Raw genomic sequence first — 10,494 nt, 5'->3', positions numbered from 1 at the left:
AACAAGATAAGATAAAACCAAAACGGTATAAATCAAAAAAGCTTGACGATAATAGAATCGTCAAGCTTTAAATTATAAATTTAATCCATCAATAATCTGTATCGTTTATTTAGGACTAGACATTAAAATTCAACTAATACTCAGGTAATATTAGACCGGTATATTGCTCAACTAAACGGAGCTTTAGTTGAAGTATTTTGGATTAGCTTTTATGTTTTTTTTGATGAGTCTCCCGATTTGGGCTCAAAATAATCCTGAAGAAAAGTTTGAGGCTTTTAAAGATTCAGTTTTCTATGTGTATAAAAACCGATTAGAGCTTGCTGAGTCTGGTGAGAATACTTCAGAACTAGTTAATTCACATATTGATCTAGCCAGATTTTACAAACAAACTCAGATCTACACCGAAGCTGTAAACCACTACAACGCGGCGCTTATTCAAAACGAAGATCACAATAGTCAGCTTACGGCAACGGTTAAAAATGAATTGGCCGAGATCTACATAGCACTTAATAATTATACTAAGGCAGCAGATCTTTTAAACAGCAGTCTTTCGCATTCAGAGAAACACACGTATTTAAATCTAAAATCTAAAAGTTATGAATTGCTCGGTACCTGTGCGGAAAAACAAAATCAACCGAAAAAAGCACTTGATTTTCAGCAGCAAAGCCTGCTAATCTATCGTGATCTTAAAGACTTAAGTGGAGAAGCTACAGTTCTTGAGAATATAGGCAGTATCTATGAAGATCTGGGAGATTATGACAAAGCCTATACCTATTTTGAACAGGCTTATGCCTTTTTTAAAGAGGTAGATGATGAGGCTCAGATCAATGCTTTTAATAATCTCGCTGATATTTACCGAAAAACGGGGAGGTATAAAGAAGCAATAACAAAAACCAAAGAAGTTTTAGAATTGGCTCTTGCTTATGATAATCCGCATCAGATAGCAAGTGCCTACAAAGATCTTGCAAAAGCTTATGCCTTAGCTGAAGATTATAAACATGCACATTTCTATGCATTGGCGTATCAGGATTTGGTTGAAAAGCAATTTTACGCGCAAAACTTCAATCAACTAAATGCGTTACAAACCGTTTACGATACTAAAGAGAAACAGGCCAGAATAGAATTGCTCGAGCAGGAGCAAGAAACTTCTCAGGTAAAATTTATTGCTATGCTACTGCTGCTGTTCATTTTGATAAGCAGCGGCATCATTCTATTTTCTTTTCAGAAGCGAAAACGACGAGCAAGGCTAGAAGTTGAGTTGTATAAACAGCGTGCATTAGAAGCTGAACTAAAAACCAAAGCAGCTCAGGAGCAAAACCTTCAAAATCAAATTCAGCTTAAAACGGCTACGCTATCAAAATACAGTTTAAGTCTGGCTCAAAAAAATAAATTGCTGGAAGAGGTTTCAGGAACCTTGCAAAAGTTGAGTTTGAGAAAGCGTATGGACATTCCTGCTAAATTGATTGCACTTTCAAGTGACTTAAAAGCGCATTTGCTAGAAGATGATGAGTGGAATCAATTCTTGAGTTTATTTGAAGAGATCCATCCGAGCTTCACTCAAAGACTCAATCAAGCTGCCACTCAAAAATTAACAGCTACAGAGCTGCGATTATGTATGTTGCTTCGGCTTGATCTTTCTTCAAAAGAAATCGCATCGGTACTGCGTATTACTCCAGACAGTGTTCGGGTGGCCCGTTACCGACTGCGTAAAAAATTACCGCTTGATAGTACAGATGAGCTCGTGAACTTTATGCTGAAGTTATAAAACAGCTCCCTTTTTTGCCTCAACGTTAGGGCTGTGTAAAATTTAGGTAATTGTTGCCTTGTTGTAGCCCGTAAAATCTTGATTCTTTACAATTTGTTAGACTTTAGTTTAGCCTGTTTTTAAAGGGCTCAGCTACATTTGATTCAATTAAAACATCAAAAAAATGAAAATAATTACTAGTCTGAAGTTGCTTATTGTAACGCTGCTTTTTACACTTAATTACTCCGGTTTATACGCTCAGGAAGGTATTATTCAAGGAGTAATCACCGATGAATATGGGATTAATGTTCCGGGAGCCGCGGTGATGATCAAAAGTTTGAATAAAGGTGCTGTTTCTAATCAAGATGGGAAATTCACATTTGTAGAAATTCCTCAAGGAGATTACACCCTTACTGTAAAATATCTTGGTTTTGCCGATATAAATAAAGAGGTAACTGTATCTGCAGGTAAAACTACTTCGGTTGCTATGTTGTTAGCTTCTGAAGAAACACAGTTAGACGATGTGCAAATCGTTGGCTTTAGTGACGGTGGGCAGGCCAGAGCCTTAAATACGCAAAAAAACAATGTAAATATTACCAATGTTGTTTCTACAGATCAGATAGGTAAATTTCCTGACGCAAACATTGGTGACGCGACTAAGCGTATTCCCGGTATTACCATGCAAATGGACCAGGGAGAAGCGCGTAATATAATTGTGCGTGGTTTATCGCCACAATTAAATTCGGTTACTTTAAACGGAAGCCGTATTCCTTCAGCAGAAGGGGATAACCGCAATGTGCAGATGGACCTTATTCCTTCTGATATGATTCAAACCATTGAAGTGAACAAAGCAGTCACTCCAGATATGGATGCTGATGCATTGGGGGGCTCGGTAAACCTGGTAACCCGATCTACACCACAGCGTTTTAGATTGTCTGCAACAGGAGGTTCTGGTGTGAATTTTATCACAGACAAACGTATTTTGAGTGGGTCTTTTTTGTTGGGAGACCGTTCAAAAAATAAGAAGTTCGGTTGGATGGTTTCAGCCTCAATTAACGATAATGATTTTGGTAGTGATAATGTAGAGGCAGAGTGGACAGACGCTTTTGCTTATACTGATGCTGCTGGCGAAGAAGTAGAGCTCGATGTTAATCCGTATGCCAATGTTTTTGAGATCCGTAAATATTTGGTACAACGGGTGAGACGTAGTTTTTCAGCCAATTTTGATTACAACTTTGACGACAATAACGAGATCTATTTAAAAACGATGTACAACTGGCGTGATGATCGGGAGAATAGATTTCGATATGAGACAGAGGTTTTAGATGCAGAAGACATCAATGAAGGTGATTTTGAGATCGTAAACGGTACGCTTTCCCGTTTTCCGGTAGAAGTTAAACGCGAAACCAAAGGAGGTATTCCCGGCGGAAGAATTCAAAACAGAAGATTGGAAGATCAGCGTATGCAGAACTACAGTTTAGGAGGTAATCACCTGTTCGGAAATCTAAAGTTCACCTGGATGGGTTCTTTTGCAAAAGCTTCAGAAGAACGTCCTAATGAACGTTATTTAGTTTATGCTACAGAATATGAAATCAACAATGAGATCAACGATACACGTAAGCCTATACACACTCCGGTTTCTGCAGAAGATTTTTCGCAGTTTGAATTAGATGAACTAACCGAAGAATACCAGTTTACTGAAGAAAAAGATGTCAATTTCTTTGCAAACTTTGAGTTGCCTGCAGATTTCTTTAATAATGGCGATGGTACGGTAAAGTTTGGTGTACGCGGCAGGTTTAAGAATAAAAATAGAAACAACACCTTCTCTGAGTATTCGCCACTTACTTCTGCATTAGACAACCTGGCATTGGTAAATCAGCGTGCTTATAATGGGGATGATTTTTTAGCAGGGTCAAAATACAGACCCGGAATTTTTGCTTCACCGGAGTTTTTAGGAAGTCTTGATTTGTATGACACGGCAGCTTTTGAAGGAGAAGCAGTGCCAGACGAATATCTTGGTGATAACTTTGATGTGACCGAAAATGTATATGCCGGTTATGTGATGACTAATCAGAAATTAACAGATAAACTGAGTGTTTTAGTAGGTCTTCGCGTTGAAAATACACGAATCGAAAGTACAGGTAATAATTTTGACGTTGATGAGCCAGATACGGTGACCCAAATCAATGACGAGAGTTCATATACAAATGTTTTACCGGGTGTACATTTTAAATATAATGCTTCAGAAAATACGGTTCTGCGTTTTGCCTGGACAAACACGTTAGCGCGACCTAATTATATAGATCTTGTGCCTTACAGACAACGGGAAGATGATGAGGTTTCTGTGGGTAACCCACAATTGAATCCTACTACTTCTATGAATTTTGATTTTATGGCCGAAAAGTATTTCAATTCTGTAGGTATTCTTTCAGGAGGGGTGTTTTATAAAGATTTAAACGACTTTATCTATACCAATGTTTCAGAAGAAGAAAGCACGGGTTACGAGTTGTTTCAGCCTTTAAACGGAGATAAAGCACGCATTTTTGGTGCAGAAGTGGCGTTTCAGCGTCAGCTTGATTTCCTTCCCGGTTTTCTTAAAAACTTCGGTATTTATTTAAACTATACTTATCTCAATTCTGAAGCTAAAGGTATTGCTAATGAAGATGGTGATATGCGTGGTGATCTTGCGTTGCCGGGTTCTTCGCCTAATATGTTTAATGCGTCAATTTCTTATGCAGATAAGTGGTTTAGTGCGAGACTTTCTAGCAACTATGCAGATGCTTATTTAGATGAATTGGGAGGTAATGCTTTTGAAGATCGTTTTTATGACGAGCAATTTTTTCTAGACTTTAATGCCACTGTTTTCTTATCAAAGAACCTTCAGCTTTATGCCAATCTAAATAATATTACCAATCAGCCGTTGCGTTATTATCAGGGAGTAAAAGACCGTACGATGCAGATGGAGTATTATAGCACACGTTTAACCTTTGGTATAAAATATGATTTATTCTAGTATGAAAAATTTCAAATATAGTGCTGGTTTCAGCACGGCACTGGTTTTATTTTCTTGCGGAAATACAAAATCACAACTACCGGAAATCAAACCCGATACCATTACCGAACATGTTAAATATGATACTGATGATCCTGCCATTTGGATCAACCCGGAAGATGCTTCACAAAGTATCGTTTTTGGTACTGATAAAGATACAGACGGTTGCATTTTTGCCTTTGACCTGGAAGGAAAAATTATTCCCGAAAAATCAATTCCTAACATCAAGCGTCCTAACAATGTTGATTTGCGTTATGGGTTTCCGGTAAACGATTCTACAACCACTGATATCATTGCTTTTACCGAAAGAGAGCGTAAAATGTTACGCATTTATTCGGTGCCTGATATGAAGCCTTTAGATGGCGGTGGTTTTCCGGTTTTTGTAGAGGATGCGAATGAGGAATTTCAATATCCAATGGGAGTGAGTTTGTATAAATCTGCTGTGGATGGAGCCTTTTATGCAATTGTAGGGCGTAAAACCGGTCCGTTAGAAAACTATCTGTACCAATATAAAATCACACCAAAATCAGACCATCTAGTAAGCTTTGACTTGGTGCGCAAGTTTGGGGATTTTAGCGGTAAAAAAGAGATCGAAGCGATTGCTGTTGATGATGCACTGGGCTTTGTGTATTATTCTGATGAAGGAGAAAGCATCAAGAAATATCACGCAGAGCCTGCTAAAGGAAACGAGCAACTGGCAGCTTTTGGATCAGAAGATTTCTTAGAAGATATAGAAGGGATCGCCATAGCCGCTTATGATGACGGAAGCGGAATGCTCATTGTTTCTGATCAGCAGCGTGGTCAGTTTAATATTTACGACCGTAAGACTAATGAGTTGGTTAGAATATTAAACTTAGCCACAACTGAAACAGACGGTTGCGAAGTGGTGACAGTTCCGTTAAACGATAGCTTTAAAAACGGATTGTTTGTTGCGATGAATGACGATGGTACGTTTTATTACTATGATTTAGGTAAATTGAAGTAATTCAGAGCCGGTATTAAATAAAAAAGCCCTGCTGAGGAATCAGCAGGGCTTTTGTTGTTTTTGATAAACTTACAATCCAGGATAGGTACCTGTGATAATCTCAATTCCATCAATAACCCAACCTACAACAAAGAATCCTGCGGTTAGAATAAAGACGATGTTCCATAAAATCGGACTTCCCAGATACCATCTGTGGGCAGCAAAGGCCCCTAAAAATAACCAAAGCAAAATTGCCACGGTTTGACGATCTGCAGCAACAGCAGCAGGAGAAACAAGTTCGTTTGAAGCTTCAGAAGCTGCATTTACTTCAGTGGTTGTTTTTGCAACACGCTCAACAGGAAATCCTGCAAAAGTTGTTGTTGAAATCATTAGCAGAAGTGCCAGTGAAAAGATAATTTTGAAATTCATAAGATCTAAGGTTAATTAAATTACCCAAAATGTACGCTATTTTGAGAAACTTCTATTCCCGAGTAATCCTGTTTTTGATATGTTTAACGTTTACTACAACATTTCAAGCACAGGAGTTTGAGTTCTTTGGCGTTATTAAATTAAACGATACTTCGTTTATTAGTTATAAAGTTTTATTTGACCGGGTTAATGATTCTATTCAAGGATATTCACTTACAGATTTTGCAGGTAAACATGAGACTAAATCTAACATTAGAGGCTTTTATGATGAAGATGAAAAGCTACTGAGTTTTAATGAGTATGACATTGTTTATACGAAGTCTCCGGTTGTTCAAAAAGATTTTTGCTTTGTAAATTTTGAAGGAAAAGTGCGTAATCTGGATAAAGTAAAAGCCTTTAGTGGTGATTTTAAAGGGCTTTACGCAGATGGTTCTCCCTGCCTCGATGGAATGATCATCGTAAATTCTGGAGAGCAAGTGAAAAAGCGAGTAGAAAAAATAGACAAGGTCATTCAGCGCTCTAAGAAGTTTTCAGATTCTATAAAAAAGAATATTAAGGTAGCACGGGTTTTAGACACATTAACGCGGAATATCATCGCTAAAGATGAAAACCTCAATATTTTTACTCGGGATCAGAAGATTAAACTTTCAATCTATGATGCCGGGAAAGAAGATGGAGATATTATCAATTTGTATGTTGATGATAAACCGGTATTAGAGAATTACACGGTTTTACACGAGAAAAAATATTTAGAATTTAAACTGGAAAAAGAACAGACTCAAATCAGGATTGAGGCTGTAAGTGAAGGAACTTCAGCACCGAATACCGTGCGGTTGGAAGTGGAGGATAGTCGTAATTTTGTACGTACCATTACCAATCTTAAAGAAGGCGAAAAAGCACAAATGACGCTTGTAAAAAAATAGAGCCCTTTAAAATTTAAAGAGCTCTTTGAATTAATTTTCTTTTTGTGTGAACCAAATTCTTTTTCCTAAAAGAAAAATACAACAACTAAGCAAGCAAAATACAATTGAATGTCCTAAGAGGGCTCCTTCTCCAAACTCACTGAGGTTATTTAATTTGAAACTAAAAAGTTTAATTAAATAATAAACAGAGCGTGTCAGAAGAAGTATACACAAAAAAAAGAGTATTTTTTTTACCACAATTAATATTTTACGATAGTTGTAGTAGGCGTATAAATACCGAATGTTATAGCATTGACAAGACCATTTATAAACGAATGCTTTGTAGTTACGGTATAATCTTTGGCGCCTTTAGCCATTTCTTCAGGCTTAGAAACTCCAACGGGAGCAAGGCCATATATTACATAATGATTCCATTGCGTAACCTCTGTATTTCCTTTAGCACCATCGCCAACAATACTGGTTTGAACATAGCAAGAGGTCATAATTAATGCTGTTGCAATAACGATAAAAAAGCGGTGAATTTTATTCATGATTATAGTTTTGGTTAGCTGGCTAAATTATATTTTTTTTTGAATTTAACAATATTTTGATAAAAAAATGCCTCCTTTTTTAAGGAGGCATTGAAGAAGTTACAATTTATTGAAATTTAGTATCTGTAATACTCTGGCTTGTAGGGTCCTTCAACCGTTACGCCAATATATTCAGCTTGTTCGTTGCTTAATTCTGTCAATTCAACACCTATTTTCTCTAAGTGTAACGCAGCAACTTTCTCATCTAAATGCTTCGGTAGCATATATACTTCATTTTTATAGTTGTGGCTGTTTTTCCACAATTCGATTTGTGCTAACGTTTGATTTGTAAAGGAGTTACTCATTACAAAACTTGGATGACCTGTTGCACAACCTAAGTTTACCAGACGACCTTCAGCAAGAAGAATGATGTCTTTACCATCAATGGTGTATTTATCAACCTGCGGCTTGATCTCGTCTTTAGTGTCGCCGTAGTTTTCATTTAACCAGGCAACCTGTATCTCATTGTCAAAATGACCAATGTTACATACGATGGTTTTATCCTTCATCGCTTTGAAGTGCTCACCACGTACGATGTCTTTGTTTCCGGTAGTGGTAATTACAATATCGGCTTTTTCAAGTACAGTTTCCAGACGCTTCACCTCAAAACCGTCCATTGCCGCTTGTAGTGCGCAAATAGGATCAATTTCAGTTACCGTTACAATAGAACCTGCTCCTTTAAATGAAGCAGCGGTACCTTTACCTACATCACCATAACCGCAAACCACAACGCGCTTACCGGCAAGCATTACATCTGTAGCACGACGTATTGCATCTACAGCACTTTCGCGACAGCCAAATTTATTATCAAACTTAGATTTGGTAACACTATCATTTACATTGATCGCCGGCATAGGTAATGTACCCTTGTTCATACGCTCGTATAAACGGTGAACTCCGGTTGTTGTTTCTTCAGAAAGACCTTTGATTGCAGCAGCAAGCTCTGGATAGTCATCAAGAACCATATTGGTTAAATCACCACCGTCATCAAGAATCATATTTAACGGCTCGCGCTCTTCACCAAAGAATAAAGTCTGCTCAATACACCAGTTAAATTCTTCTTCATTCATTCCTTTCCAGGCATAAACCGGAATTCCGGCAGCAGCAATAGCTGCAGCAGCATGATCCTGAGTAGAGAAAATATTACAAGAACTCCAAGTAACATCTGCACCAAGAGCCGCAAGTGTTTCAATTAAAACAGCAGTTTGTATGGTCATATGCAGACATCCTGCAATACGAGCCCCTTTTAAAGGTTGTTCAGCACCATACTCTTCTCTTAGAGCCATAAGGCCCGGCATCTCTGCTTCAGCTAATTCTATTTCTTTTCTACCCCATGCGGCCAAAGAAATATCTCTGACTTTATAAGGAACATATTGCACGGTTTTCGTTGACATAATCTTATATTTACAATTCTTATTTTTTGCAAAAATACGTAATAATCACTAGTTAACGTGCCACTTTTCAAAACTATAACGCCTAATGCAACCACTCAGGTTTACATCTGGAAAGTGGAAGAGCCTCTTGAGGAGTTGTCTCAAAATGTGAATTTGACACCACATTGTAAAGCGCGTTTTGAGAGTATGAAGTCTGAACTGCACCGCCGTGGATTTTTAAGTATTAGACACCTTTTGCATCAAGCCGGTTATACCGATCAGGATTTGTATTATACCGAAAATGGAAAGCCACACTTGCATAATGGTAAACATATTTCGATCACCCATTCTTATAATTTTACCGCAATTATTATAAGTGATGCTATTGAGGTGGGTATAGATATCGAAATGCAACGCGATAAGATTTTGCGCATTGCCTCCCGCTTTACTCCGTTGAAAGAATACCGTACGTTGGCTAATGACGATGCTGTTATTAGAAAATTGACCATTGTTTGGGGTGCTAAAGAATCACTTTATAAGATTTACGGAGTTAAGGGGCTTAGTTTTTTACAGCACATCAATGTAACCGATTTTGATTTTGATGATTATAAAACGGATGCTGTTATCAATTATCACGGCAATCAAAGTAAATACGCTATTGATTTTCTGGAGTTTGAAGGTTTTACCTGTGTTTATGCTTTAGCGCTTTGATATGATTGATGAATTTACGCAGAGCGGAAAACGGATTTATAAAGACTTGCAGGAAGCTGCAAAGAATCAAAAAAAATGTTTTGCAATCCTTTTTGATCCTGAAGAACATTCTAAAGATACCTTGATTCAACAGGTGTTACACTTACCCGAATTTACTACACACATTCTTGTTGGCGGAAGCACAGCAACCCAGACACAAACACAACTTACCGTTCAAATACTAAAAAAGAATACAGATTTGCCGGTAATTCTTTTTCCAGGCGATTATAAGCAGATTTCAAAAGCAGCAGACGGAATACTTTTTTTAACTCTGTTATCTGGTGAGAACCCAGAGTATTTAATAAGACAACAAATAAAGTCTGTAAAGCAGTTACAGCATTCAGGCCTAGAGATTATTCCCACGGGTTATATTTTGATTGACGGCGGAATAAAAACAGCTGTAGAACGCGTGAGTCACACACAGGCTTTGCCACACCATGATGTTGAACGTGTAGTAAGCACAGCACTTGCAGGTGAATATTCTGGTAAAAAATTGATTTATCTTGAGGCCGGAAGCGGTGCTTTAAAATCGGTTTCTACCGAAATCATTCAGGCGGTAAAGTCGGCAATCTCTATTCCGTTAATTGTAGGTGGAGGAATCAGAACTCCTCTAAAGCTTCAGCAAGCTTACGAGGCGGGCGCAGATCTTGTAGTTGTAGGTACTGCTTTTGAAAAAGGTGAATTTTAGCG

9 protein-coding genes are annotated in these 10,494 nt (G+C 37.8%); 6 read left to right on the top strand and 3 right to left on the bottom strand.

From position 1 onward, the window contains the following. The first annotated feature begins 223 nt into the window (after positions 1 to 223). The 3 genes from DSM02_RS12225 to DSM02_RS12215 all read left to right on the top strand — a co-directional run bounded on the left by DSM02_RS12225 (position 224) and on the right by DSM02_RS12215 (position 5,781). Positions 224 to 1,765, top strand: a complete 1,542-nt coding sequence (locus tag DSM02_RS12225) for a tetratricopeptide repeat protein (protein ID WP_164918304.1) — start codon at positions 224 to 226, stop codon at positions 1,763 to 1,765. Between the two features lie 163 nt (positions 1,766 to 1,928). Further along, positions 1,929 to 4,757: a TonB-dependent receptor gene (locus DSM02_RS12220; RefSeq protein WP_205875149.1), complete on the top strand. Its 2,829-nt coding sequence runs from the start codon at positions 1,929 to 1,931 to the stop codon at positions 4,755 to 4,757. A 1-nt stretch (position 4,758) separates the two neighbouring features. Further along, positions 4,759 to 5,781, top strand: a complete 1,023-nt coding sequence (locus DSM02_RS12215) for a phytase (protein WP_128765897.1) — start codon at positions 4,759 to 4,761, stop codon at positions 5,779 to 5,781. A gap of 69 nt (positions 5,782 to 5,850) precedes the next feature. On the opposite strand, the gene DSM02_RS12210 is transcribed toward DSM02_RS12215, so the two are convergent. Then, entirely contained in the window at positions 5,851 to 6,189 is a 339-nt protein-coding gene (locus DSM02_RS12210; protein WP_128765896.1) for a TM2 domain-containing protein, read from the bottom strand. A gap of 29 nt (positions 6,190 to 6,218) precedes the next feature. Between DSM02_RS12210 and DSM02_RS12205 the strand changes: the two genes are divergently transcribed. After that, a complete protein-coding gene (locus tag DSM02_RS12205) occupies positions 6,219 to 7,112 on the top strand; it encodes a hypothetical protein (protein ID WP_240674047.1) in 894 nt (297 codons plus the stop codon). 239 nt (positions 7,113 to 7,351) lie between these two features. Here the strand turns inward: DSM02_RS12205 and DSM02_RS12200 are convergent, their stop codons facing one another. Both DSM02_RS12200 and ahcY read right to left on the bottom strand, forming a co-directional pair. Further along, complete coding sequence (locus DSM02_RS12200; protein ID WP_128765895.1) at positions 7,352 to 7,642, bottom strand: Bor family protein; 291 nt, start codon at positions 7,640 to 7,642, stop codon at positions 7,352 to 7,354. A gap of 116 nt (positions 7,643 to 7,758) precedes the next feature. Continuing rightward, a complete protein-coding gene (gene ahcY, locus DSM02_RS12195; RefSeq protein ID WP_128765894.1) occupies positions 7,759 to 9,075 on the bottom strand; it encodes an adenosylhomocysteinase in 1,317 nt (438 codons plus the stop codon). A gap of 57 nt (positions 9,076 to 9,132) precedes the next feature. Here ahcY and DSM02_RS12190 point away from each other — a divergent pair, with 57 nt between their 5' ends. Together DSM02_RS12190 and DSM02_RS12185 are read left to right on the top strand one after the other, a co-directional pair. Beyond that, positions 9,133 to 9,765, top strand: a complete 633-nt coding sequence (locus DSM02_RS12190; protein ID WP_128765893.1) for a 4'-phosphopantetheinyl transferase family protein — start codon at positions 9,133 to 9,135, stop codon at positions 9,763 to 9,765. Between the two features lies 1 nt (position 9,766). Further along, positions 9,767 to 10,492: a geranylgeranylglyceryl/heptaprenylglyceryl phosphate synthase gene (locus DSM02_RS12185; protein ID WP_128765892.1), complete on the top strand. Its 726-nt coding sequence runs from the start codon at positions 9,767 to 9,769 to the stop codon at positions 10,490 to 10,492. Positions 10,493 to 10,494 lie beyond the last annotated feature (2 nt).

The sequence above is a fragment of the Leeuwenhoekiella polynyae genome (assembly GCF_004104075.1).
In the GTDB taxonomy this organism is placed as follows: Bacteria; Bacteroidota; Bacteroidia; order Flavobacteriales; family Flavobacteriaceae; genus Leeuwenhoekiella; species Leeuwenhoekiella polynyae.
This window is presented reverse-complemented; position numbering and strand designations above follow the sequence as displayed.